Here is a 23,701-nt window from a genome sequence, read left to right as displayed (position 1 = left end):
GGACAGTTACAATCGGCAGGTGCGAACAAAGCAGCGATCCGAGGTTCCCCCGCAGTGCAATTGCAACAAGGCTTCGTCCTGACCCGCCATTGGCATGACACGCCCGAAGGCACCTGCGTGGAGTTCTGGCTGGCCACCGACCAGGGGCCCCGGCGCGTGCGCCTGACCCCGCAGCCCTCGGTGGCTTTCCTGCCCGTCGCCCAGGCCGAACACGCCCGCTTGCTGCTGGCCGATGAGCAGGGGGTCGAACTCAAGCCGCTGCAACTGCGCGACTTCGATCTGCGCCCGGTCATGGGCCTGTACTGCCGCCAGCACCGCCAACTGATCGCCCTGGAAAGACGCCTGCGCGGCGCCGGCATCGAGGTGTTCGAAGCCGATATCCGTCCGCCGGAGCGCTACCTGATGGAGCGCTTCATCACCGCGCCAGTGCGTTTCGATGGCCGCGCCGACGATCAGGGTACCTTGCTCGATGCCCAGCTCAAGCCCGACCCTGACTATCGCCCGGACCTGCGCCTGGTGTCGCTGGATATCGAGACCAGCGAGCGTGGCGAGCTGTACAGCATCGCCCTGGAAGGCTGCGGCCAGCGTCAGGTCTATATGCTCGGGCCGGCCAATGGCGAGGCCGGCGAGGTGGATTTCGACCTGCATTACTGCAGCGACCGCGCCGAACTGATCACCTGCCTCAACCAGTGGCTGGCCCGCCACGACCCCGATGCGATCATCGGCTGGAACCTGGTGCAGTTCGACCTGCGTCTGCTGCATGAGCATGCCCAGCGCCTGAGTGTGCCGCTGTGCCTGGGCCGTGACGGCGCGCCGATGCACCTGCGCGAGCATGGCAGCCACAGCCATTTCTTCGCCGAGGCGCCGGGCCGGTTGTTGATCGACGGTATCGAGGCCTTGCGCTCGGCGACCTGGAGCTTCCCCTCGTTCAGCCTGGAAAGTGTCGCGCAACAATTGCTCGGCGAGGGCAAGGCCATCGATACGCCCTACCAGCGCATGGACGAGATCAACCGCCGGTTCGCCGAGGACAAGCCGGCCCTGGCCCGCTACAACCTCAAGGATTGCGAACTGGTCACGCGGATCTTCGCCCATACCCGGCTGCTGGAGTTCCTGCTCGAGCGCTCATCGGTCACCGGCCTTGCCGTGGACCGCAGCGGCGGTTCGGTGGCCGCGTTCTGCCACCTGTACATCCCACACATGCACCGCCTGGGCTATGTCGCACCCAACCTGGGCAGTGTCGAGGGCGAGGCCAGCCCGGGCGGCTTTGTCATGGACTCGCGGCCCGGCCTGTACGATTCGGTGTTGGTGCTCGACTACAAGAGCCTTTACCCCTCGATCATCCGCACCTTCCTGATCGATCCAGTGGGTCTGGTCGAGGGCTTGCGCCAGCCGGACGACACACATTCGGTGGAGGGTTTTCGCGGCGGGCGTTTCTCGCGCAGCCAGCATTGCCTGCCAGCGATTGTCGAACGGGTGTGGCAGGGCCGCGAGGCGGCCAAGCGTGACGGAAACGCGCCGCTGTCGCAGGCGCTGAAGATCATCATGAACGCCTTCTACGGCGTGCTTGGCTCCAGCGGCTGCCGCTTCTTCGACCCGCGCCTGGCCTCCTCGATCACCATGCGCGGGCACCAGATCATGCGCCAGACCCGGACACTGATCGAAGCGCGGGGCTTTGATGTGATCTACGGCGATACCGACTCCACCTTCGTCTGGCTCAAAGGCGCCCACGACGAAGAGGGCGCGGCGCGCATCGGCCGCGAGCTGGTGGCCGAGGTCAACCAGTGGTGGCGCCGCCACCTGGCCGAGACCCTGGGCCTGGACAGCGCCCTGGAGCTGCAATACGAAACCCACTACCGGCGTTTCCTCATGCCAACCATCCGTGGCGCCGACGAAGGCAGCAAGAAACGCTATGCCGGCCTGGTACGACGTGGCGACGGCAGCGAGGAGATGGTCTACAAGGGCCTGGAGTCTGTACGTACCGACTGGTCGCCCCTGGCCCGACAGTTCCAGCAGGAGCTCTATGGCCGGGTGTTTCGGGGCCAGCCGTATCGCGACTATGTGCGCGGCTATATCGAGCGCACCCTGGCCGGTGAGCAGGATGAACTGCTGGTCTATCGCAAGCGCCTGCGTCGGCCGCTGGCCGACTACCAGCGCAACGTGCCGCCGCATGTGCGCGCAGCGCGGCTCGCGGACCAGTACAACGCCCGCCTCGGGCGCCCATTGCAGTATCAGCGCGGCGGCTGGATCAGCTATGTCATCACCACGGCCGGCCCGGAGCCCTTGGAGAACCGCCAGGCGCCCTTGGACTACGACCACTACCTGACGCGCCAGTTGCAACCGGTGGCCGATGCCATCCTGCCCTTTGTCGCCGATGACTTCGCGGCGCTGATCGATCGTCAACTAGCGCTGTTCTGAGTGCGGTGGTAGCCGGCTAGTGCGAGGTGCAAGGCAGCTGTCCCTAAGCTGTGGCCTCCAGCACAAGGAGACCACGCATGCCCACCGACAGCGATTCAGGGGTTGCGCAAAGCGACGACACGCTCAGGCTCGAACAGGCATTCCAGGATGGCCTGATCGCCAAGCGGCTGCCTGAGTGGTTGCACAGGCTTGGCGATGCCCCTCTGGCGGAATTGAGCGCCGCCCTCAAGACCAGCCTTGACTGCCGGCAACGGCTGCAGACGCGTTGGGGACGTGTGCAGGGGATCGAAGCGTTTGTCGGTGCCGCCTTGCAGGATGTCTTCGACAAACGATTCACCCCAGGGTTGGATGTCGGCACCCTGTGGTTTCGCCAAGGGTATCCGGTGCCGTTGCGCGGTCAGTATTTCACCACTCGGGTTCCGGTTTCGGGTACTGACTATGCGCAGGTACCGCTGGTGGAAGCCATACTGCGCAATTTCGTCGCCAGCGAGTCCATGCCCAACGGCCAGCCGCGTGGCAACGGCCTGTTCGACGAGGCCGGGGGGCGTCTTGACCAGCCCAGCGCGATCGGGTTTGCCCGGTTATGCCGCGAACTGGATGCTGGCGCACGCTACCAGCGCCACCTGGACGCAGTCCTTGACCCGCCCGGCGAGCAAAGCATGCGCGAGTTGCTGGCGCGGTTGCTGCATTCCACGCTTGTCGTCGATGCGTGCAAGGCCAATGCCGATGGCATCCTGAGCGCCGCCGAGCTCAACCTGCTGCTGCGCGTGTGCCGCAATGGCGAGCCGCAGGCCCTGGACGGGGCGCCGGTGGTTGTCAAGCAACTGCGCGTGCTGGAGTGCGCGCTGGAGCAGATCATCGTGTTCGACGTCGTCGATCAGGGCTGGTTGCGCAATACCAGCAAGCGCATCCTCTGCTACATCCCGGGTGATCCACACGGCCCCTGGAGTGCCCATCCCGACCTGGAGCACCTTAGCCACAAGCGGCTGGGTCGCCACTTGCGCGATGGCGCCTACCTGAAGTTCTTCAGCCGTTTTCTGAGGCGCCGCGACAGCCATCGCTTCTTTTCGGCCGTCATCGAGTTGTACCGGGATGTGGCGATCTGGGCTACCCGCGACCTCCAGGTACACATGCGCCCCATGCCACAACCGCTGTTCGACCATCTGGCGGCGGCGCGTATCGCGCAGATCAAGGATGACGCCGCAGTGATCGCGCCGCCCGTGGCACAACTCGATCGAGCGGTGCAGCAGGCCCATGACCGGTACCTTGCCGCGCAGGGGTGGTTGCTTGTGGGCCTGGCAGGTTTTTTCATCCCTGTTGTCGGCGCTGCATTGCTCGCGGTCTTTGCCTGGGATCTGCTCACCGAGGTTTTCCATGGCGTCGAGGATTGGCAGGACGGCGATACCTCTGCCGCTCTCGACCATCTTACGCATGTGGTACGCGATCTGGCCGTGGTGGCGGCGACTGCGGCCGGGGTGTCGGCCGTGCGTCATGCGTGGGGGCGTTCGCTGCTGGTCGACAGCCTGGTGCCGGCGCAAATGGAAAATGGCGAGACGAAACTGTGGAACCAGGACTTGGCGGCCTATCGCAGTGAGGCGCCACCGTTGGCTGCGCGGCAAGATAGCGATGGCGTCCAGCGGCTTGCTGGGCAAGCGTTCATCGAGATGGATGGGCAGCACTATCCGGTGCAGCAGCACAGCGTGGATGGCGCGTGGCAATTGCGCCCCCGGGCAGGCTTCGGCCCTGTGTTGCGTGGCAACGGTGCCGGAGCTTGGCGGTTGGCCAGTGCGCAGCCGTCGTGCTGGCAGGGCGCACGCCTGATGTTTCGTCGATTGGGCAGACCGTTCAGCGAACTGGATGCTGCCAGGGTTGACGCAGCATTGAGTATTCACGGGATTGGCACAGGCAATCTGCGGGTCTTGCATATGGAAAACCAGGTGCCCGATCCCTGGCTCTGTGACAGCGTCGAACGCCTGCTCCTGGAGGCGCGCATAGGTCGGGCGATCATGGATCTACGTTCCGGAGTGGGCAGCGAGGATCATGAGCTGCTGCGCCATGCCCGGCGTTTGTCGGAAATACCTGGGCTGGAGGGCGCGCGGCTTGCCGGGCAGATTGGAGTGTACCGGCGGCGGTTGTTGCAGGCGCTGTACGACAGTGGGCAGGAAGCCGATACGGTCGCTATCGCCACGCTGCGACGGATCTTTACAGGCTTGCACAGACGAGCGGCGCAGGCCTTGCTGGAAGGTGCCGATGTCGACGACTACCGGCGCCTGGTCGAAACCGGCAGGATACCCATGCGCCTTGCCGAGAGTGCCACGGCGAGCGTCGCGCGGATCCGTACGGTGCGGGTTCTGGAGGCCCTGCATTACGACATGCCGCAGTCAGCGGACCTTGCGCGGGTGGTGATCGGGCTGCTCGAAGGGGTGACGGGCGCTTCCAGGTCCATACGCTGGCGCCTGCTGGACGAGCATGTCGGTGGGACGGCGCTGGTCGCGGGCGGCGACCCCGCGACGGCGACCGGCCTGTTGCACCTCGATGGCCGGTTTGTGCGCCTGGATCCACAGGGCAACACCGTGGGAGAGGCTGGTGACCTGTTCGAGGTCATGGCCGCTGCCTACGACGCTGACCAACTCACGGCGCTGGGCCTGGACGCACCTTTTGCCGCCAGCCTGCGCCTGGCGGTGCGGCGGCGCGCCGTTGCCGACCGGCAGGCCGTGGAGCGCCTGCTGTCACCTGCGCGGCCAGGTGCCTTGCGCGCGCCATCGCGGCTGCAGGACGGTCGCTTCGGTTATCTGCTGAGCGGGCGCCAGCCCGGCGGAGGGTGGCGCAGGGGCAGGCCGCAGGCCCTGATCGACAGGGTGCACGGCCTGTTTCCAGCCCTGGAGCAGGCAGAGCTCGATAGGTGGATCAGCGCGGTCCAGGCCTCGGGGCGGCCCGTCGAGGAGGTCCTGGCGACGGTGCGTGCGCAATCCGAACTGTTGCGCCAGCACATGGACCGCTGGATCAGAAGCGTTTCGGGTGGCGAGGCCCGGGAGCAGCGCCGCTACTTCGGTGACGCGCTCATGCGGTGCTGGCAACGCAGTACGTTCGAAGAGTCCGTTCATCGCTTCCCTCCGATCGAGCTCTGGTGGAGCCAGATGGGCGCCAAGCCAGGCGTCCTCCCGGAACTGCCGGATCAAATCCGTCTAAGTCGCGTTGCGATCCTGTCATTGCGCGGCATGGAACTGGAAGCGGTTCCCGACAGTTTTCTCCAGGCGTTTGCCAATCTCAGAGTACTGGAGCTGCCCGGCAACAGGCTAACTCGTCTGCCGGCGCAATTGCAGCATATGCGCCAGTTGCAGTGCCTGGACCTGTGCAACAACCAGATCGCGCTGGATCCTGGTCAAAGCGCAGTGCTCGCCGGTTGCGAAGCGCTCACCTACCTGAATCTTTCCCACAACCCGCTCGGGCGCACGTTCTCGGTGCATGCGATGACGCAGCTCAACGAATTGCGTTTGAGCGGCAGCAGGATCGCCGCTCTGCCTCACGGTACGCTGGAGTGCCAGCGGCTGGTTACGCTCGATGTGCGCGACAACCTCATCACCGCGTTGCCCGAAGGTTTTTATCAAGCACAGCTTTGGACCAGGGGCCGGGTGTGGCTGCAGGGCAACCCCTTGACGTCCGAGCAGCGTCAGCGGTTGCTGGCAGCCTTGGCTCTGCCGGTTGCACCTGTGCAATTGATTGAGCCTGACATCCCGGCGCGTATGCGCTGGCTCGATGCGATCGAGGATAGGCACCGCGATGAGTTGGGTTCGGCCTGGGCGCTGGTGGACGGCAACGAACACGGCGAAGCGTTTTTCGACCTGCTCACGGGCTTGACGGAATCGGCCGACTTTCGCAGCCCTGTCGGTGCCCGCGATCTCGCCTTTCGGGTACTGGAGATGCTCCAGGCGATGGATGCGGATGCAGAGCTATGCAATGAACTGTTCGCCTGCGCCCGGGATGTCACCTGCCAGGACAGCATTACCCTGCGTTTCAGCGACCTGGAAGTGCGTTTGCTGGTGAGGCAGGCGCAGCAGGGCAGCGTTGTGGGTAATCGTGAACGGGCCTTGCTGCATCTTGGGCGTCAGCTGTGGCGGCTGGACGCCGTCGATCGTATCGCCCTGGAAGATGTTCAGGCACGGCGAGCGGCAGGCGGGAACCCGGACGAAATCGAGGTGGTACTGGCGTATCGGCTGGCGCTGCGCCGCGATCTGGACTTGCCGCTGCGGATCAATGATATGTTGTTCCGCGACTTTGCAGGTGTCGGCATGCAGCAGGTCGCGCAGGCGCGTGAGCGTGTGCTGGCGGCAGAGAGTAGCGAGACGGTGGCACGGTCGTTGGCCGAGAGGGATTTTTGGTGCCGGCACCTGCGCCATGTCTATCAGGCACGCTTCGATGCCTTCAATGCGCCCTATCACGCCCGCGTGGAGGCACTGATGGCGGATCGGAGTCTATCGGAAGCAGCTCGGCTGGAGCAGATCGGCCAGGTACAGGAGACGCAGGCGCTAGCCGAGCGCACGATGATGCTTGAAATGACTCGTCATGCATTGGAGCTGGTTGTCGAGCAGGAAATCTTCGTTCGCTGAGTTCCCTTCGGAGCATGATGGCTTTGGACTACGCTCAAGGTTGGGAGTGGTGATTCCGTAAAGGGTGTCAGCAAGATCTGCGAGGGTTGCCGAAACCGCTGGTTACCTTTGACCCCAGCAGATAGATGAACACTTGGTTTAGGCTCCCGGCCCGGATCTTTCTCCCTGATCTGCAGTCTTTGGTTTATCGAGAGAATAAGGAGATGCGCATGCTCGTTCGGTCACTGACCCTCGCCACCTTGCTTGCCGTAGCCGGCCCTTTGCACGCCGCCGACAGCGATGCCCCGCTGGCCAAGGAACTGGGCAAGGCCAGGCCATTGGTGGTCATTGCCCCGAGTTCAGCCGACCCGACCCTGCGTGGCCTGGAAGAGGCGCTGAAAAAGCCTGCGACCCAGGCCGGATTCAAGGAGCGTGGCCTGGTGCTGTACAGCGTCGCCAACATGATGGGCAAGCGTGAGGACAAGAACCTCGAGCAGCAGACCACCATGGCGTTGATCCGAGAGCTCAAGCTGGGAGCCAGCAAAGGCACCAAGGTGATCCTGGTGGGCAAGGATGGCGAGCGCCATGTGCTCAAGGACGACGACAGCGGCGAGAAGCTCGACCCGCAAGTTATTTTCAAGGCAGTCGATGAATTGCCGGCCAGCGAGCAGGCGGTGACAGCGCCGGAGCCGGTAGCCGCTGCACCAGCCGAGCCCAAGGCCAAGGACAGCAAGGCCAAGCCGAGCAAGCCCGCCAAACCTGCCGCGCCGCCCAAGCCGCTGGAAGACTGACGCCTCTGTCACGGCCCTCTGCACGAGCAGAAGGCCGTTCTTGTATCCCTGTGTATCTGCGCCTCGCCCCGACCCACTGCCATACAAAACCACGCCCGCTCCGATACATCGACGACACACCGCTGCGGCTCAATGGCTCCACTTTCCAACCACAGTGGAGCGACACCATGAAAACGACCCGTCAAACCCTCGGCCTGCTCGGCGCCACCCTGCTCGGCGGCATGGTCCTGGGCAACAGCGCCTTCGCGGTAGAACCGTTGGCCCAGGGCTACCAGCTGGCCGCTGCCAAGACCCCTGGCGAAGGCAAGTGCGGTGAGGGCAAATGCGGTGCCAGCGGCAAGGTCACGCAAAGCGAAGGCAAATGTGGCGAGGGCAAGTGTGGCGCCAGCGCCAAGGCCGGTGCCGAGGGCAAGTGCGGTGAGGGCAAGTGCGGCGACGCCTCGTTCGCCCGCACCGACAGCAACCATGATGGCAAGGTCTCGCGCGAGGAGTTCCTGGCCGTGGCCAAGGACCGGGCGGCCGACTTCGACAAGATCGACCGCAACCACGATGGCTTCATTTCCGAGCAGGAGGCCCACGATCACCTGGCGGCGATCTACAAGGCCAATGGCAAGGCGATGCCCGACGGGTTGTTCAGCCACCTGACCAGGTCCTGAAGCCTGTCGCGGGGCCAGCCCGCTCCCACCGGCATTTGCCCTGTGGGGGCGGGCTGGCCCAGCGATGTCGATCCCTGCCATACGGAACCCTCCGACCATGCCCCAACACACCTTGCACACCGGTCTCGGCCTGCGCCGCGGCCTGCTGCCCGACCTGCTGACCATGGAGGCGGGCGCAGTGGACTTCCTTGAGTGCGCCCCGGAGAACTGGATCGGTGTCGGCGGCGCCTTCGGCCAGGGCCTGGCGCGCCTGGCCGAGCGCTTTGCCATCGCCTGCCACGGCCTGTCGTTGTCATTGGGTGGCACCGCGTCGCTGGACCTAGGCTTCCTCCAGCGCACCCGGCAGTTCCTCGACCGCCACCAGGTGCGGATGTACAGCGAGCACCTGAGCTATTGCAGCGACGACGGTCACCTCTATGACCTGATGCCGATTCCGTTCACCGACGAGGCCGTCCACCATGTGGCCGCCCGTATCCGCCAGGTCCAGGACATCCTTGGCCGGCGCATCGCCGTGGAGAACATCAGCTACTACGCCGCGCCGTACCAGGCGATGGCCGAGCTGGATTTCGTCCGCGCCGTGCTCGACGAGGCCGACTGCGACCTGCTGCTGGACGTCAACAACGTCTTCGTCAACGCCTGCAACCACCGTTACGACGCCCGGGCCTTCCTCGCCGGCCTTCCCCGCGAGCGGGTGGTGGGCATGCATGTGGCCGGTCACTATGACGAAGCGCCGGGCCTGAAGGTCGACACCCACGGCGCGCCGGTCAAGGAGGATGTCTGGGCCTTGTTCGCCGTCGCCTGCCAGCGCTTCGGCGCGCAACCCACCGTGCTCGAGCGCGACTTCAACTACCCGCCGCTGGCCGACTTGCTGGCCGAGACGGCGCGCATCCGCGACGTGCAACGTGCCCATGGAGCGTAAGACCATGATCGAAACCCTGCGCCACCAGCAGTTCACCCTGGCCCGCCACCTGCGCGACCCGGTCGGCAACCCGCCGCCGCCCGGGATCGAGGCGCGGCGCCTGAAGGTCTACCGCGAACTGTTCTACGGCGCCATCGAAGGGCTGCTGGCCGGCAGTTTCCCAGTGATGCGCCGGACCCTTGGCGATCAGCGCTGGCATGCCCGGGTGCGTGACTTCTACGCCCATTACCGTAGCCAGACGCCGCTGTTCACCGAAGTAGCCGAAGCCTTCATCGACTACCTGCAGGGCGTCGCGCCGGACGCTCCCTGGCAGCTGGAGCTGGCGCACTACGAATGGATCGAAGCGCAGCTGTACCTGAGCGACGCCGAGGATCCGCCGCACGACCCGGACGGCGACCTGCTGGTCGGCGAGCCGCTGCTGTCGTGCGTGGCGCGGGTGCTGGCCTACCGCTGGCCGGTGGAGCGCATCGGTCCCGAGTATCAACCCGACGAGGCGCCGGAGCAGCCCACCTTGTTGCTGGTGTACCGCGACGCCAACCTGCAGGTACGCTTCGCCCGGTTGGCGCCTTTGGCCTGGCAGCTGCTGGTGGGCTTGCCCGGTACCGGGCGCGAGCGCTTGCGGGCGCTGGGGAGTCAGCACCTGCAGCAAGGGCTGCAGATGCTGAGGCAGTTGCGTGAGCAGGGCATCATCGTGGGTACTCGAGATGCCCTGTAGGCGCGCGCAGATGTACCGTCAGGCCACCGGGATCAACGGATCGGCTGCCGCCAGCGCTGCCGCGCGGTCAGCCGCCGGCGGATAGATCCATACCGAATTGATCTGCTGCTTGAGCTGCTTGGCCTCGGCCTTGTCCGTCGGCGGCGAAACGGTGCGCTCCCAGCCTTCGGTGTACACAGCGCCCCAGGCGCCCAAGTCCAGGCAGGTGACGTACTTGGGCTGGCTGTAGGTCATCGGTGCCACGCCGATCAGCTCGGCGGCGGCATTGTTGCCAGCGTAGCGGCCCAGCGGAATGGCATGCTGGCAGGACATCACTGCGAAGTTGCCAACCTCGTCGCAGGCAGCGTAGGCCACATCGCCCGCGGCGTACACCGTCGGGTTGCCGATGACCTTGAGGTTGCCATCCACATGCAGGCGGCCCTGGCGGTCGCGTTCGCCGCTGATCTGCTCGGTCAGTGGGTTGGCCTTGAAGCCCACGGTCCAAACAACGGTGTTGGCGGCGATGCGTTCACCGTTGTCCAGCAGCACGCCGCCGCCATCCACCGAGGCCACCGTGGCGCCGCAGATCCACTCGATCCCCAGCGCCGCCGATGCCTGTTCGATGGCCGGGCGAATGCCGTCGCCCAGGGCGGCGCCGATCTTCGCGCCGCGGTCGACCACGACGATGCGCGGCTTGACCTTGTCGCCCAGGATCGCTCGCAACCGGCTGGGCAGCTCGGTGGCGGTCTCGATGCCGGTGAAGCCGCCACCGGCCACCACCACGGTATTGCGTGCGGGGCTGTCGGGGCGGGCGGCCAGGGACTTGAGGTGTTCTTCCAGGCGGGTGGCCGAGTCGATCTTGTCGACATCGAAGGCGTGCTGGTCGAAGCCTGCCAGCGCCGGGCGGTTGAGCAGGCTGCCGCAGGCCATGATCAGGCGGTCGTAACCCAGCTTGGCCTCGATACCACCCGTCTGCCGATAGGCCACCTCCTGGCTGGCCTGGTCGATGTGGTAGGCCGTGCCTTTGACGAAGCGCACGTTGACCGCGTCGAACACCGCCTGCAAGGGAGCGGCCATGGTGTGTACGTCGGGTTCGTAGAAGCGTGGGCGGATGTGCAGCTCCGCCTGGGGGGCGAGCACGGTGATCAGCACGTCGTCGCGTTTGTGCAGGTCGAGCAGGCGGGCGGCGCCGAGGGCGCTCCACAGCCCGGCGAAGCCTGCGCCAATGATCAGGATCTGTTTCATGAGGGGCTCCTGGATGCCGCGATTATGGATGTTGTCGCTGCGGCAGTGGAAAAAGGGTACGCCTTGGGGGTGAGCCTGGATTGCGGCCCGACAGGCGTGGTGCAGATGCTAAGCGCCCCCTCGGTTTGCCCCTAGGCCAAAGAACCCTGGATTTCGGCCAGCGGCACGCTGCGGGCGAAGCGCGCCCTATAGTCTCGCGGGGTTACCGCCAGGTGGCGCTGGAACGCCAGGCGCATACGCTCCTCGCTGCCGAACCCGCACTGGCGGGCGACCTGCTCGATATGCTGGTCGGAGTTTTCCAGCAAGCGGCGCGCCGCCTCCAGGCGGAACACCTCGATGGCCTTGGCCGGGGTGCGGCCGGTCTTGTGCTTGTACACCCGGGTGAAGTTGCGCAGGCTCATGCGCGCCTGCTCGGCCAGCCGCTCGACCGTCAGCCGCGGGTCGCCCAGGTGCTCGCTGAGCCATAGGTGCAGGGCCTCGAAGGCGTCGCTGTCCTCGCCCTGGGCCTTGAGCAGTTCGCTGAACTGCGCCTGGCCGCCGGGGCGCTTGAGGAACACCACCAATTCGCGGGCCACCTGCATGGCCACCTCGCGGCCGCAGTCGGCCTCGACCAGGGCCAGCGCCAGGTCGATGCCGGCGCTGACGCCGGCCGAAGTCCACACCTGATCCTGCTGCACGAAGATCGATTCGGCATCCACCTCGATGGCCGGGAAGCGTCGGTGCAGGGCATCGCACATCGCCCAGTGGGTGGCGGCCCGGCGGCCATCAAGCAGGCCAGCGGCGGCCAGCAGAAAGGTACCGCTGCATACCGAAGCGGTACGTCGGGCGCGTTGGGCGGCCTGGGCCAGCCAGGCGACCAGCTCGGCGTGATCGGGGAGGGTGCGGACGATCTCCGGGGCGCCGGGCACGACCAGCGTGTCGAAGGGCTCGTGCAGCCAGGGCGCCAGTGGCTCGGTGGCGACGGCCAGGCCCTCGGCGGTGGCCACCAGGCCCCCTTCGAGGCTGGCAGTGACCACCCGGTAGCCGGGCAGGCCGCGCGCGGCGCGGGCCTTGGTCGCGGCCCAGAACACCGTCTGCGCGCCGCTGAGGTCGAGCAGGCCCATCTGCGGGTAGGCGAGGAACAGCAAGGTGCGCGGCTGGTCAAGCGCGTGCACGGGCGCTGCGGGAATTTGCGGGATGTCGGTCATGGCGCGCTGCTTGTGGACGGGGCGTAGGCCCTAGTCGAGCAGGTGGCGCGATGATGTTCAAGCACGACGCGATGGCCGTCAGACCTGGGCTCTTGTGGGAGCGGGCCAAGCCCGCTCCCACGCTGTTACCTGGCCGACCTAGAAGCTGTAGTCCACCGTGGCGAAATACGAGCGCGGTGCGCCCAGCAGCCACTGTTCGCCGCTGTAGCTCGACTGGGCGTACTCGCGATCGAACAGGTTGTTCACCTGCAGGCCCAGGCGCACGTCGGGTAGCACCTGCCAGCCGATGTTGGCATCGACCACGGTGTAGCCCGGCACGCGTTGGTCATTGGCGGCGCTGGTATAGCGGGCGTCTACGTAGCGCAGGCCAATACCGGTGTCGACGCTTTGCCCGAAGCCTTTGCTCAGCCACAGGTTGGCGGTTCGACGTGGGACGTCCTGAGGGTGGTTGCCAGACCGGTCGTAGGAAACGCCTCGGCTGAGCTGAGTGAAGTCATCGTACTTGGCGCGCACCAAGGCTGCGTTGCCCGACAGTTGCCATTGATTGCCCAGTGCCAGCTCCAGGCTTGCCTCCAGGCCATCGGAGGTCTGTTGGCCTGCCTGCTGGCTGCGCTTGGAGACCACGTCGTACACCGGCAGCTTCTTCTTGACGATGTGGTAGGCCGCCAACGTCCATTCGCCGCGTCCGTCCCAGAACCGTTGCTTGAGGCCGAATTCGGTCTGCTTGGCTTCGGTCAGTTCAAGGCGTTGCTCCGGGCGCAGGGTCAGCAGGTCACCGACACCATCCTCGCTGGTGGAGTACTGGCCGTACACCGACAGATCGTCAGTCAGCGCGTACACCAGGCCGGCGCGCCAGTTGCCGCCACGCAGGCTCTGGTCTTCGCGAGTGTCCTTCACCAGGTCGTTGCGGTCGATGTGGTTCTGGTCGCGGCGTATGCCGGTGACCAGCGACAGGCGCTCGGTCAGTTGCGTGCGGTTTTCGGCGAACAGCGAGAAGGTGCTGGTTTTCGACAGCGTCTGCGGGCGCGTCGGATCGGCACTGTGGAACCCGCCGGGCGCCGGCCGCCAAGGGTCGAGCGGGTCGGTGTAGCCATCCTCATAGGGTGAGTTGCTGTCGATGTTGAAGCGGATCTTGTTGTACTCGGCGCCCACCACGGTCTTGCTGGCCAGGCCGAACAGCGAGTGATCGAAGGTGAAGCTCTGGCGGTCGCCGATCTGCTCCTGGTTGTGCTTGATCTCCAGGAAACTGCGGCGCTGGATCACACCGGCATCCCAGGCGTATTCCTCGGCATTGCGCCAGTGGCGACGGCTTTTGATGTAGTACAGCTGGTTGCTGGCGCTGATGCTGTCGCTGATGTTCCAGTCGCTGGTCAGCCGTGTCCACTCATCGTGGTAGCGCTGCTGGTCATTGCTGACGTTGTAGTTCTTGTTGCGCACGCTGCTGCGCAGATGGCCGTCGATCAGCGGCGTGCCGTAGTAGTTGGCAGGTTGTGCGTCGCCGCGTTCGTGGGACAAGGTGAAGCTCAGGTCGTCACTGGCATCGAAGCGCAGTGCGCCGGAAAACGCCAGGCTGCGCGAATCGGTGCGGTCGACCCAGCCGTTGCCTGCCTGCTGGTTCAGGGTGGCGCGGTAGCTCAGGCGCTCGCTCAGACTGCCGCCGCTGTCCAGGCCCAGTTGCTGGCGGTCCCAGGAGCCGTAGCCCAGGCGCAGGTGGTTGCGGATATCACCGCTGAAGGGCTTTTTCGGGATCACGTTGACCACAGCCCCCGTAGCGCCCTCGCCATACAGCACCGAGGCAGGCCCACGGATCACATCGATACGCTCGACCATCCAGGGATCGACCGGGTAGGTGAGGGTGCCGGCGCCGGCGTACAGGCGCGCCCCGTCGAACAGGGTCATCACCGAACTCTGGCCCGTGAAACCGCGCGCCGACAAGCCGGTGCCGCCATCGCCAGGGGTACCGATGAAGGTGATGCCCGGCGAGCGGGTCACGGCATCCTGCACCGTGGTGTTGTTGCGCTGCTGGATTTGCGCGGCGGTGATGCTGCTGGTGCTCGCCGGGGTTTCCAGGGCACTGAGGTTCAGGCGTGAACCGGCTTGGGTGGGGGTGGCCAGGTCGACGGTCTGCGGGTCGCGGCTGTCGGTGATCGCCGTGGAGGGCAGGGTGAGCGCAGGGCTGGGCTGCTCGTCGGCCAGCGCCGGCAGGGACACGGCCAGGCAGGCCGCCAGGGTGTGAAGCTTGTTGATACGGGACATGTCGTTCCACTGCTGCAGGAAAGAATGGATCCCGGTGGAAAACACGCAACGGCGAAGCGCGCGCAGGCGCGCACGCGAATACCGGCCTGCGCCCGCCCACCGCGGGTTGCCAAGTGAAGCCTCAGGCCGGTCTCCGGGCTTGCGAGGGTCGTGAAGCCTTCACCTTCCCATGCGTGTGCACAGTGGTCTGTCGAAGGGTTCGCTCGCTTACCGTTGCGGGGGCAGCGCCGGACTTGTCGTGGTATCGACTCACCGGCTTCCCGTTTCACCTTGCGCGCGGCGGCGCAGGGCACCTGAAACTGGCGCGCATCTGACCACCGAACGGGCAGGGAGTCAATCGTCTGGATGGGTGGGCTGAATCTTGCTGAATCGCGGTTCAGAGCGGTTGCCGTCAGGCAGGTATTGTCTGCGGCCAGGCCTCGTGCATTGGCGCAGGCCGCGCAGGGCGCTACCATCGGCAGCCAGCCTCCTTATCCAACACCAACAAGCCAAGGACGCGTATGACCGAGCACGCCCTGTCCCTGCAACAACTCGCCGCCCCCGAAGGCATCTGCTACGGCTGCGGCTGTTCCCACCCCAGCGGCCTGCATGTGCAGAGCCACTGGGACGCCGACGGCATCCACCTGTCGTGCCGGCATACCCCCGACCCGACTTTCACCGGCTGGCCCGGCCTGGTCTACGGTGGCCTGCTGGCCATGCTGGTCGACTGCCACTCCAACTGGACCGCCATGGCCTGTCACTACCGTGCCGAAGGCCGCGAACCTGGCACCTTGCCACGTATCGACTGCGTCACCGGCCAGCTTGGCCTGACCTACCTCAAGCCCACGCCCATGGGCGTCGAACTGCTGCTCAAGGCTCGGGTCGAGGGCGAGCTGGGGCGCAAGACCCGGGTGATCTGCGAGGTCTGGGCCGGGGATGTACTGACTGTCACCGCCGATTCGGTATTTGTGCGGGTCGACACCGAGAAGCTCAAGCGCCAGGCCCATGGCGACGCCTGAACTTGCACCGATGGGGTGGGGCTGGCATTGTCGAACGTGACCCGGCTGCCCGACAGGATGTTGCCATGCCCTACCAGATTCGCCCGGCCCGTGACGAAGACTGCGTGGCCCTGAGCCTTGTCGGCCAGGCGACCTTCGCCCTGGCCAGCCCGCCCGATAGCGCGGTCAGCGCCCAGCAACACTACATCGCCCACCATCTCCAGCCCGAACATTTCCAGGCGCACCTGGAGCACCCGCACAAGCGGTTGCTGGTGGTCGAACGGGATGGCCAGGTGCTGGGCTACAGCATGCTCGACCTGGCGCCCGGCAAGCTGGGCATTGCCGAAGCCGATCAACTGGCGGAAATCTCCCGCTGCTATGTACTACCCTGCGCCCATGGCACCGGCGCCGCGCAATTGTTGCTCGCCACCACCCTGGCCCAGGTCGATGGCCAGGCGCGCCTGACAGTTAATGAGCTGAACGCTCGGGCGATCGGTTTCTATCAGCGCAACGGCTTTCGCAAGGTGGGCGAGGCGATCTTCCCTTGCGGCGACGAGCGGCACCGCGACTGGGTGATGGTCAGGATGGCCGAAGATCATCTAGATTGAAGGCTCCCAACGCGAAGGCACCCCATGACCGAACTTTCCGCATTCCCCATCACCGGCAAATGGCCGGCGCGACACCCCGAGCGTCTGCAACTGTACTCGCTGGCCACGCCCAACGGGGTCAAGGTCTCGATCATGCTCGAGGAAATCGGCCTGCCCTACGAGGTGCACAAGGTCAGCTTCGAAACCGAGGATCAGTTGAGCCCCGCGTTCATCTCCCTGAGCGCCAACAACAAGATCCCGGCGATCCTCGATCCCAATGGGCCGGGGGGCCAGCCGTTGCCCTTGTTCGAGTCGGGGGCGATCCTGCAGTACCTGGCCGAGAAGAGCGGCCAGTTGCTGAGCCAGGACCCGGCCCAGCGCTACCAGACCCTGCAGTGGCTGATGTTCCAGATGGGCGGCATCGGGCCGATGTTCGGCCAGGTGGGGTTCTTCCATTTCTTCGCGGGCAAGGAGTATGAGGACAAACGTCCCCGTGACCGCTACGTCAATGAGTCCAAGCGCCTGCTGGCGGTGCTCGACCGCCACCTGCAAGGGCGGGAGTGGATGGTCGATGCATACAGCATCGCCGATATCGCCATCTTCCCCTGGGTGCGTAACCTGGTGGAGCGCTACAACGCGCGGGAGCTGGTGGAATTCGACACGTTCAAGGAAGTGCAGCGGGTGCTGGCGCGGTTCCTCGAGCGCCCGGCCGTGCAGCGAGGCCTGAAGATTCCGGCATGACCTCGTCGGGGGCTGCGCGGCAGCCCCCGTCGCACATCCTCAGAGGATCTGGTTCAGCAACCAGTACAAGCACCCCGCCAGCACCATTGCCGCCGGCAATGTCAGCACCCAGGCCATCAGCAGGTTGACCAGCGTCTTGCGTTGAATCCCCGAGCCATTGGCCACCATGGTCCCGGCCACCCCCGAACTCAGCACATGGGTGGTCGATACCGGCAGGCCGAACATATCCGCCGCACCGATGGTGCACATCGCCACCACCTCGGCCGAAGCGCCCTGGGCATAGCTCAGGTGGGTCTTGCCGATCTTCTCGCCCACCGTCACCACGATGCGCCGCCAGCCGACCATGGTGCCCAGGCCCAGGGCGATGGCCACCGCCACCTTGACCCACAGCGGGATATAGCGGGTGGCGTCGTCCAGTTGGCGCTTGAACAACTGCACATGGCGGGCGGTATCGGCGTCGTAGCGGGCCAGCTGGTGCTTGTCGATCTGGCGGATGGCTTCGCTGGCCAGGTACATGTCGTTGCGCACGTTGGCCATGGCCTCGGCCGGCACGCGCTTGAGCGAGCCATAGCCCTTGACCTCCTCGCCGATCATGCCAGTCAGCGCGGCCAGCGCCGGCAGCAGCTCGGGGCTGGCCGCAGGGGTGGCGACGAACGCGGTCAGCACCTGGCGCGGATCGGCCGGGGCGGGCGCGGGGGCGGCCCGTACCAGCGCCTGGCGGGTGACCTCGGCGACGGCCGAGAACTGCAGGGCCTGCTCGTTGGGCATGGTCTTGTTCAGGGCATAGGCCATTGGCAGGGTGCCGACCAGGATCAGCATGATCAGGCCCATGCCTTTCTGCCCGTCGTTGGAGCCGTGGGCGAACGACACGCCGGTACAGGTGAGGATCAGCACGCCGCGGATCCACCAGGGCGGCGGCGTCTGGCTTTCTGGTGCCTGGTACAGCTCGCGGCGCTTGACCAGCGCACGCAGGGCGAGCAGCAACAAGGCGGCGCAGGCGAAGCCGATCAAGGGCGAGAAAAGCAGGGCGTAGCCAACCTTGCTGGCCTGGGCCCAGTCAACGCCGCTGGTGCCATCGCGCCCGTGCATCAGCGCGTTGGCCACCCCCACGCCGATGATCGAGCCGATCAGGGTATGCGAGGACGAGGCCGGCAGCCCCAGCCACCAGGTGCCGAGGTTCCAGATGATCGCCGCCAGCAGCAGGGCGAAGACCATGGCGAAACCGGCCGACGAGCCGACCTGCAGGATCAGCTCCACCGGCAGCAGGGCTATGATGCCGAAGGCCACCGCGCCGCTGGACAGCAGCACCCCGAGGAAATTGCACAACCCAGACCACACCACCGCAACCGGTGCCGGCAGCGAATGGGTGTAGATCACCGTGGCCACGGCGTTGGCGGTGTCGTGGAAGCCATTGACGAACTCGAAGCCCAGGGCGATCAGCAGGGCCAGGCCCAGCAACAGGAAAGGGGTGACGGTGGTGACGACGGTGCCGCTGGCGCTGACGTCCTGCTTGAGGCTCCAGAAGGTGTAGGCCAGGCCCGCCAGCAGCAGGCCGAAGAACAAGGTGAGGGTGGCGCGTCCGGGTTTGTGGGCAAGGGGTGGGCCTGGGGTGCGCAGGCTCAGGTCGGGCTGGCTGGCCAGTGACGGGGTTGCCATGAGGGCTCCGGTTGGCGTCGGGCGGTGGTGCCGAAGGTATACAGCATAGAAACAATTCGTTACCGGGCCGTGACCTCGATCAATGAAGGCCCTAGGCTGGTAGGGGAACGATGTCGCAGGAGTACCTGATGATTCGCTGCAAACGCGTCTACGAGAGCGTCGAGGTGCAGGATGGCCAGCGCGTGCTGGTCGATCGCCTGTGGCCCCGCAATAAGCGCAAGGAAGACCTGCATGGGCAGTGGTTGCGCGAAGTCGCGCCCTCCGATGCACTGCGCAAGGCATTTCACGCCGGTGAATTGGACTTTGCAGCCTTTGTCCAGCGCTATCAGCAGGAACTGGCCGCCCACCCCGAGCACTGGTATCCGTTGCTGGACCTGGCCGATAAAGGCGATTTGACCTTGCTCTACGCTGGCAAGGATACCGAGCACAACAATGCCCAGGTCCTGGCCCGGTGGCTGGAGGATGAGCTGGAGCGCCGTGGCCCGGCCAGTTCACCGGTGTGCTATGCCCCTTGAACTGATCCCCGCCAACGATGACTACCTGACGTTTGCCCGCGACCTTACCCGCCGCGCCATGCTGCCGTATTACCGCGAGTTCGACCTGCTGTGGATCGAGGAAGCCTTCGACGAGGCCTGGGGCTGGCGCGAGCAGTGGCTGGTGGTCGAGGACGAACAGGTGCTTGGGTTCTGCAGCCTCAGCCAGGATCGCCAGGCGTTGTTCATTCGCGAGTTGCACCTGTTGCCCGAGTATCGTGGCCGTGGCGTGGGCAGCTGGGTGCTGGAGGAATTGGCCACCTGGGCGGCGCAACGCCGGCTGCCATGGCTGCGGCTGATGGTGTTCGGCAGCAACCCGGCGCGGCGCCTGTACCAGCGCCGGGGCTTCGTTGAAGTGGGCATGGACGAGTGTTTCGTGCGGATGCAGCGCCCGGTCGCCTGAGCTACTACTGACGCAGCCGCACCATCCGCCCCTGGACCAGCGTCGCCTCCAGCACTTGTCCCTGCAGCGCCAGCAGGTCACCGGCCAGCAGGTTCTGCAGCAGCGCCTTGCCGTCGAAGGTATTGTTCCCCAACTCGACCTCCCGCAGTCCCTCGACCCGCACCACCGCCTTGCCCACCTGTCCCAGGCGATTGCCACTGAGCAGCAGCGGGCCCGGCAGGGGCGTGGCATTGCGCAGGCTGACGGCGTACTCCGGGGTATTGCCGATGCGATTGCCGACCAGGGCCAGGGCCGCCACCTCGCTGGCGTCCAGCGCGCTGCCCTGGCTGCTGGCCAGCAGGTTGTCGTCGATCAGCAGCGGCGCCTCGGGCGTGGGCGCCAGGTTGCGCAGCTGGATGCCGTTGCCCCGGCTGTCGCCGATACGGTTGCCCGCCAGCCACACGGCGCCGCGCTGGTCGCTGATCTCGATGGCGGCCTTGGCGGCGCCGAGGATCAGGTTGCCCTCGACCAGCGCCCGGGTCTGGCCGCGCAGGCGCACGCCGCTGTTGTTGTCGATGCCCCGCACCTGGTTGTCATGCAGGTGCAGCTGGCTGTCGCGGGCGTCAATGGCGTATTGCTGCGAGCCTGCGAAGCGGCTGCCGGTGATGGTTGCCTGGCTGTGTTGCAGCTCCACCGCGCTGGACAATTCGCTGAACTGACTGTTTTCGACCAGCAGCGTGGCGGGGCGCGTATCGGCGGGTTGCTGGGTACTCAGCGCGGTGCTCAGGCCCCGGGACAGGTTGGCGTTGTAGCCCAGGCGCCGGAGCGTCGAGCCGATCACCTGGGTGTGGCTGCCGGCCCAGGCCACCACGAAGGGGCGCCAGGCGCGATCGGTGTTGCCCGGTTTGTCGCCGGCCACGCTCTCCAGTGTCGAACGCTCCAGCCCCAACCAGCCCTGGTTGATCAGCGCGGTGCCGGAAAAACTGTACAGGTAGAGATGGGCGCCCTCGAGCAGCAGCCCGGCATCGGCGCCGATCATCAACGGGTAGCTGAGCAGGTAGCCATCCTTGTAGGGCCTGAGCACCCGCGGATCGCGCAGCGCGTCATGCAGTTGCGCCAGGGTGATGCTGCCACCGCGCAGCACCACGGCCTGCGGGTGGTGCGCCTGGTAGCCGGCGATGGCGCGGAACAGGCCATTGTTGACGAACGGCTCGAACGGCCAGCTGCCGGCCTGGGACGAGAACATCGGTTGCAGGCTCACGCTGGCGCGGCCTGCGGGAGGCGCTCGACGGGCCTGTTCGAAGCTTACGGCCTGGCGGACCTGGCGACGCAGCTGGTCCAGCTGTTGCTGGTGCTGCGCCTGGGGCAGGGTGTCCATTACCGGCGCGGCCTGGGCGGTCGTCGTCAGTAGCAGGGCGGCCAGGCAGGTGAGGGAAAAGCGGCTGAACGGTGCCATGGAAGCGTCCTTGATCAAGGCAGGGTGGGATAGGCCGGCTTGAGCAGGCCACCGATCTGGCTGTAGTTGTCCACCTCGCCGTCCTCGCTGTCGTACAGCTGGCGGGCGAGGGTGTGCCCGGGCCGGCGGGCGAGGAACGGGATCAGCCAGGCCAGCTTGTACGGCGCGACTTCGGCCTGGCGCTGCCCCTTGAGCTCGGGCAGGGTGTCCGGGGCGAGCACGCTGCGGGCGGCGAAACTGGCCAGTTGGTCGAGGGTGCGCTGGTCGTCGTCGCTCCAGGCCAGGCCATTGGCGCGCGCCGATTCGCTCAGCAGCACCAGCGGCACCAGGGCGTACTGGCTGTAGTTGGCAGCCAGCCTGCTGCGCGCCACCTCCAGCGGCAGGTAGGCCTGGTCGCCGCTGCGCACGGCCTGGGCCAGGCCCCGGCGCAGGTTGCCGTCGGCCCAGCGGATGAAGTCGTCGCGGCCCACCAGCATGCCGGCGGCGGCCACCGCCCAGGCGGCCCAGTAGTCGTGGTTGTTGAAGTACACGGTGGTGGACTGGCGGCGCGGGTCGTATTCGCGGATCACCTGTTCGCCAAGCTGGCTGAACCAACGGTGTTGCACGGGGCTGAGGCGGACCTTGCCGTCGGCGGCCGCCTGGGTCAGCAGCACCGCGCCGGCCATGGCCGCCAGCGCCCACTTGCGCGCCGCCATGCCGGTGTTGCTGGCATCCGGATCGAGCAGGGCACCGGCTTGCGCCCAATGCTCCAGCCACTGCTCCTGGCAGGCCAGGGCCATGTTGGCCTCCTGGGGCTTCTTCGCCTTCTGGAAGCGCTTGCCGGCCTGGATCACGCCTGCGATGAACTGTTTGACCTGCCGGGCAATGCGCTCGCTGTCGGCGTCGGGCGCGGCGCGCAAGGTCGACTTGCTGGCGTCGCGTTGATCGTACTTGCTCTGCAGGTGCAGGCTGCCGGTATAGGGTGGTGGCGGTTGCTTGCTGCAGGTCAGGCTGTGGTAGTCCGCGATCAGGGCCGACTGCTCGGTGGCGCGGGCGGGCCAGATGGTTTGCGCAGCATGGCCGGGGAGGGGCAGCAGGACGATTGCAAGTAGCAGGAGCAACCCTGGGGCCGCTTTGCGGCCCATCGCCGGCAAGCCGGCTCCCACAAGTGCCGCGCATTCCCCTGTGGGAGCCGGCTTGCCGGCGATGGGCTGCGCAGCAGCCCCTATTATCGATTTCACAGGCACAGGCGCGTCTCCACATCGGTGGCGGCGGTGCCGGCCTTGGTTGGCTCGAGGAATACCGAGAGCAGGTTGGCGCCGGCGAACTCGGGCGCCCGGCTCAGCTCCAGGTAGTACTGGCCGCCACCGACCGCCGCCTCGCGACGGAACCACACCTTGTCGCGGGCGCCATTGTCGTAATAGACGATGATGTAGAAGTCCTTGACGTTCCTGTCGCTCAGGCGGATGTCGAGAAAGCCCTTGGACACCGCCTGCCGGGCACTTCCGGCATTGCTCAGCAGTTCGATGCGCTCGCCGACCTGCAGTGCCGGACGCTGCAGTTTCGTGCCCAGTAGCTCTTTGGACGTCTTGCAGCCACCGTGTATCGCGGGCACCAACTGGCGATACATCAAGGGCGAGTCCAGCCGGTAGTTGGCCGGCAGTTCCCAGACGATCAACTTGGGCGGCGCCTCGGGCTTGTAGTCGGCGGACAGCAGATATTCCAGGAGCGAGCCGTCCTCGCCCACGCCGGGCAGTGCATAGTTGAGCACATCCGTCTGCAGGTACTGTTTCAGGTAGCCGTCGAAGTTGAACTGCTTGCTCTCGTCCTCACGAGCCGCGGCATTGCTGTCGCCGACCAGGATCACCTCAGGGTCGGGCGCTTCGTCGAACAGGGCATCGCTGCTATCGGCCACAGGCACGGTCTGGTAGCCGCGTACGTACTGGAACCCGTAGTTGTTGCCGCAGATGTAGCTCAGGGCCAGGTTCAGCGTGCCGTCCTTGGGTACCATCACGCCGGGCTCGGTGCTGTAGCGTTTCTTGCTCAAGCCACTGTAGAACGGCTGGCGGCGGATCTCCTCGGCCATCAACCTGGCCGTGGCCTCGGCGCCGGCCGGCGTCCAGTGGTGGTCGCGGCGGAAGAAGTATTCGCCCTGAGGCGGCTGGCGCACCAGCTGCATCATCGGCGCCACCACCGCGCCGCCTTGGCGCAGTTGCCCCAGGTAGGTGTCGAGGTTGCGGCTGGCGCGTTCGAAGTCGAAGCCATGCAACTGGTCGGTGTAGAGCTTGTCGCGGTGCATCAGGCCGCGGGTCGGCTGGACCGCCATGGCCACCTGGATACCCTGGCGGTGGAATGCGTCCATCAGCCGGGCGAACTCCGGGCGCATGGGCGCGGGAATGCCGAAGTCGTTGGTCAGGTCGACCATCGAGCGGAACAGCCAGCGCTCCTTGCCGGGGACGATCTGGCGCATCAGTTTCATGCGCCCTTCGGCATAGTGCTGCGGTTCGGCCAAGGCTGGGCAGACCATGCACTGCAGGTTCTCGCAGCCGGGCCGGGCGGGCTCGGCGGCCTGGCCGGGCAGGGCCGTCAGCGCCAGGGTGGCCGCCAGGCCAAGGGGGAGGAAGGTGTTCATGGGCCAGTC

General features: G+C 66.2%; 18 protein-coding genes and 1 riboswitch. Of the genes, 11 read left to right on the top strand and 7 right to left on the bottom strand.

Features of this window, described 5'->3' with window-relative positions; translation table 11 throughout:
- Positions 1 to 54: 54 nt before the first annotated feature.
- From KHO27_RS12445 to KHO27_RS12420, 6 genes are all read left to right on the top strand, one after another.
- Positions 55 to 2,415, top strand: coding sequence for a DNA polymerase II (locus KHO27_RS12445; RefSeq protein ID WP_110700733.1), 2,361 nt, complete (start codon positions 55 to 57; stop codon positions 2,413 to 2,415).
- A gap of 77 nt (positions 2,416 to 2,492) precedes the next feature.
- Positions 2,493 to 7,022, top strand: a complete 4,530-nt coding sequence (locus KHO27_RS12440) for an NEL-type E3 ubiquitin ligase domain-containing protein (protein ID WP_214501913.1) — start codon at positions 2,493 to 2,495, stop codon at positions 7,020 to 7,022.
- A 209-nt stretch (positions 7,023 to 7,231) separates the two neighbouring features.
- Positions 7,232 to 7,792, top strand: a complete 561-nt coding sequence (locus KHO27_RS12435) for a DUF4174 domain-containing protein (RefSeq protein ID WP_110700728.1) — start codon at positions 7,232 to 7,234, stop codon at positions 7,790 to 7,792.
- Positions 7,793 to 7,959: 167 nt separating this feature from the next.
- Complete coding sequence (locus KHO27_RS12430; protein ID WP_110700726.1) at positions 7,960 to 8,448, top strand: HvfA family oxazolone/thioamide-modified RiPP metallophore; 489 nt, start codon at positions 7,960 to 7,962, stop codon at positions 8,446 to 8,448.
- A gap of 97 nt (positions 8,449 to 8,545) precedes the next feature.
- Complete coding sequence (locus KHO27_RS12425) at positions 8,546 to 9,367, top strand: HvfB family MNIO-type RiPP peptide maturase (protein WP_214501912.1); 822 nt, start codon at positions 8,546 to 8,548, stop codon at positions 9,365 to 9,367.
- 4 nt (positions 9,368 to 9,371) lie between these two features.
- A complete protein-coding gene (locus KHO27_RS12420; RefSeq protein ID WP_214501911.1) occupies positions 9,372 to 10,082 on the top strand; it encodes an HvfC family RiPP maturation protein in 711 nt (236 codons plus the stop codon).
- 18 nt (positions 10,083 to 10,100) lie between these two features.
- On the opposite strand, the gene KHO27_RS12415 is transcribed toward KHO27_RS12420, so the two are convergent.
- The 3 genes from KHO27_RS12415 to KHO27_RS12405 form a co-directional block, all read right to left on the bottom strand.
- Positions 10,101 to 11,306, bottom strand: coding sequence for an NAD(P)/FAD-dependent oxidoreductase (locus KHO27_RS12415; protein WP_214501910.1), 1,206 nt, complete (start codon positions 11,304 to 11,306; stop codon positions 10,101 to 10,103).
- 131 nt (positions 11,307 to 11,437) lie between these two features.
- On the bottom strand, positions 11,438 to 12,493 hold the full coding sequence (locus KHO27_RS12410) for a GlxA family transcriptional regulator (RefSeq protein WP_110700718.1): 1,056 nt from the start codon (positions 12,491 to 12,493) through the stop codon (positions 11,438 to 11,440).
- A gap of 138 nt (positions 12,494 to 12,631) precedes the next feature.
- The gene (locus KHO27_RS12405) at positions 12,632 to 14,749 is read right to left on the bottom strand and encodes a TonB-dependent receptor (RefSeq protein WP_214501909.1); all 2,118 of its coding nucleotides are present in this window, start codon (positions 14,747 to 14,749) and stop codon (positions 12,632 to 12,634) included.
- 107 nt (positions 14,750 to 14,856) lie between these two features.
- A riboswitch (cobalamin riboswitch) is annotated at positions 14,857 to 15,061 on the bottom strand.
- Positions 15,062 to 15,249: 188 nt separating this feature from the next.
- Here KHO27_RS12405 and KHO27_RS12400 point away from each other — a divergent pair.
- The 3 genes from KHO27_RS12400 (at position 15,250) to KHO27_RS12390 (ending at position 17,054) form a co-directional block, all read left to right on the top strand.
- Entirely contained in the window at positions 15,250 to 15,747 is a 498-nt protein-coding gene (locus KHO27_RS12400) for a PaaI family thioesterase (protein WP_102684116.1), read from the top strand.
- A gap of 65 nt (positions 15,748 to 15,812) precedes the next feature.
- The gene (locus KHO27_RS12395) at positions 15,813 to 16,334 is read left to right on the top strand and encodes a GNAT family N-acetyltransferase (protein WP_046855088.1); all 522 of its coding nucleotides are present in this window, start codon (positions 15,813 to 15,815) and stop codon (positions 16,332 to 16,334) included.
- Positions 16,335 to 16,358: 24 nt separating this feature from the next.
- On the top strand, positions 16,359 to 17,054 hold the full coding sequence (locus KHO27_RS12390) for a glutathione S-transferase N-terminal domain-containing protein (RefSeq protein WP_102684117.1): 696 nt from the start codon (positions 16,359 to 16,361) through the stop codon (positions 17,052 to 17,054).
- Positions 17,055 to 17,093: 39 nt separating this feature from the next.
- Here the strand turns inward: KHO27_RS12390 and KHO27_RS12385 are convergent, their stop codons facing one another.
- Positions 17,094 to 18,710, bottom strand: a complete 1,617-nt coding sequence (locus KHO27_RS12385; protein ID WP_214501908.1) for an inorganic phosphate transporter — start codon at positions 18,708 to 18,710, stop codon at positions 17,094 to 17,096.
- Between the two features lie 128 nt (positions 18,711 to 18,838).
- On the opposite strand from KHO27_RS12385, the gene KHO27_RS12380 reads away from it, so the two are divergent.
- Both KHO27_RS12380 and KHO27_RS12375 read left to right on the top strand, forming a co-directional pair.
- Positions 18,839 to 19,225 carry a DUF488 domain-containing protein gene (locus tag KHO27_RS12380; protein WP_110700993.1) on the top strand — a complete coding sequence of 129 codons (387 nt, stop codon included), beginning with the start codon at positions 18,839 to 18,841 and terminating at the stop codon, positions 19,223 to 19,225.
- Positions 19,215 to 19,646: a GNAT family N-acetyltransferase gene (locus KHO27_RS12375; RefSeq protein ID WP_214501907.1), complete on the top strand. Its 432-nt coding sequence runs from the start codon at positions 19,215 to 19,217 to the stop codon at positions 19,644 to 19,646. The genes KHO27_RS12380 and KHO27_RS12375 overlap by 11 nt, the downstream gene beginning before the upstream one ends.
- 4 nt (positions 19,647 to 19,650) lie before the next feature.
- Here KHO27_RS12375 and KHO27_RS12370 read toward each other — a convergent pair whose 3' ends face one another.
- The 3 genes from KHO27_RS12370 to KHO27_RS12360 form a co-directional block, all read right to left on the bottom strand.
- Positions 19,651 to 21,081: a right-handed parallel beta-helix repeat-containing protein gene (locus tag KHO27_RS12370; protein ID WP_214501906.1), complete on the bottom strand. Its 1,431-nt coding sequence runs from the start codon at positions 21,079 to 21,081 to the stop codon at positions 19,651 to 19,653.
- A gap of 14 nt (positions 21,082 to 21,095) precedes the next feature.
- Positions 21,096 to 22,205: a polysaccharide lyase gene (locus tag KHO27_RS12365; protein ID WP_214501905.1), complete on the bottom strand. Its 1,110-nt coding sequence runs from the start codon at positions 22,203 to 22,205 to the stop codon at positions 21,096 to 21,098.
- A 92-nt stretch (positions 22,206 to 22,297) separates the two neighbouring features.
- Complete coding sequence (locus KHO27_RS12360; RefSeq protein WP_214501904.1) at positions 22,298 to 23,692, bottom strand: alginate O-acetyltransferase AlgX-related protein; 1,395 nt, start codon at positions 23,690 to 23,692, stop codon at positions 22,298 to 22,300.
- Between the last annotated feature and the right edge of the window lie 9 nt (positions 23,693 to 23,701).

The sequence above is a fragment of the Pseudomonas sp. RC3H12 genome, from assembly GCF_018596375.1.
Lineage (GTDB): Bacteria > Pseudomonadota > Gammaproteobacteria > Pseudomonadales > Pseudomonadaceae > Aquipseudomonas.
Note: the sequence above shows the minus strand (reverse complement) of the source record. Positions and strands in the feature narration are given on the sequence as shown.

Excerpts from the sequence above, each read along its gene's own strand:
- KHO27_RS12395 (WP_046855088.1), top strand. The coding sequence starts at position 15,813 with ATGCCCTACCAGATTCGCCCGGCCCGTGACGAAGACTGCGTGGCCCTG.
- KHO27_RS12440 (WP_214501913.1), top strand. The coding sequence starts at position 2,493 with ATGCCCACCGACAGCGATTCAGGGGTTGCGCAAAGCGACGACACGCTC.
- KHO27_RS12425 (WP_214501912.1), top strand. The coding sequence starts at position 8,546 with ATGCCCCAACACACCTTGCACACCGGTCTCGGCCTGCGCCGCGGCCTG.
- KHO27_RS12400 (WP_102684116.1), top strand. The coding sequence starts at position 15,250 with ATGACCGAGCACGCCCTGTCCCTGCAACAACTCGCCGCCCCCGAAGGC.
- KHO27_RS12410 (WP_110700718.1), bottom strand. The coding sequence starts at position 12,493 with ATGACCGACATCCCGCAAATTCCCGCAGCGCCCGTGCACGCGCTTGAC.
- KHO27_RS12435 (WP_110700728.1), top strand. The coding sequence starts at position 7,232 with ATGCTCGTTCGGTCACTGACCCTCGCCACCTTGCTTGCCGTAGCCGGC.
- KHO27_RS12385 (WP_214501908.1), bottom strand. The coding sequence starts at position 18,710 with ATGGCAACCCCGTCACTGGCCAGCCAGCCCGACCTGAGCCTGCGCACC.
- KHO27_RS12390 (WP_102684117.1), top strand. The coding sequence starts at position 16,359 with ATGACCGAACTTTCCGCATTCCCCATCACCGGCAAATGGCCGGCGCGA.
- KHO27_RS12415 (WP_214501910.1), bottom strand. The coding sequence starts at position 11,306 with ATGAAACAGATCCTGATCATTGGCGCAGGCTTCGCCGGGCTGTGGAGC.
- KHO27_RS12370 (WP_214501906.1), bottom strand. The coding sequence starts at position 21,081 with ATGGCACCGTTCAGCCGCTTTTCCCTCACCTGCCTGGCCGCCCTGCTA.
- KHO27_RS12380 (WP_110700993.1), top strand. The coding sequence starts at position 18,839 with ATGATTCGCTGCAAACGCGTCTACGAGAGCGTCGAGGTGCAGGATGGC.
- KHO27_RS12375 (WP_214501907.1), top strand. The coding sequence starts at position 19,215 with ATGCCCCTTGAACTGATCCCCGCCAACGATGACTACCTGACGTTTGCC.
- KHO27_RS12420 (WP_214501911.1), top strand. The coding sequence starts at position 9,372 with ATGATCGAAACCCTGCGCCACCAGCAGTTCACCCTGGCCCGCCACCTG.
- KHO27_RS12430 (WP_110700726.1), top strand. The coding sequence starts at position 7,960 with ATGAAAACGACCCGTCAAACCCTCGGCCTGCTCGGCGCCACCCTGCTC.
- KHO27_RS12360 (WP_214501904.1), bottom strand. The coding sequence starts at position 23,692 with ATGAACACCTTCCTCCCCCTTGGCCTGGCGGCCACCCTGGCGCTGACG.
- KHO27_RS12365 (WP_214501905.1), bottom strand. The coding sequence starts at position 22,205 with ATGGGCCGCAAAGCGGCCCCAGGGTTGCTCCTGCTACTTGCAATCGTC.
- KHO27_RS12405 (WP_214501909.1), bottom strand. The coding sequence starts at position 14,749 with ATGTCCCGTATCAACAAGCTTCACACCCTGGCGGCCTGCCTGGCCGTG.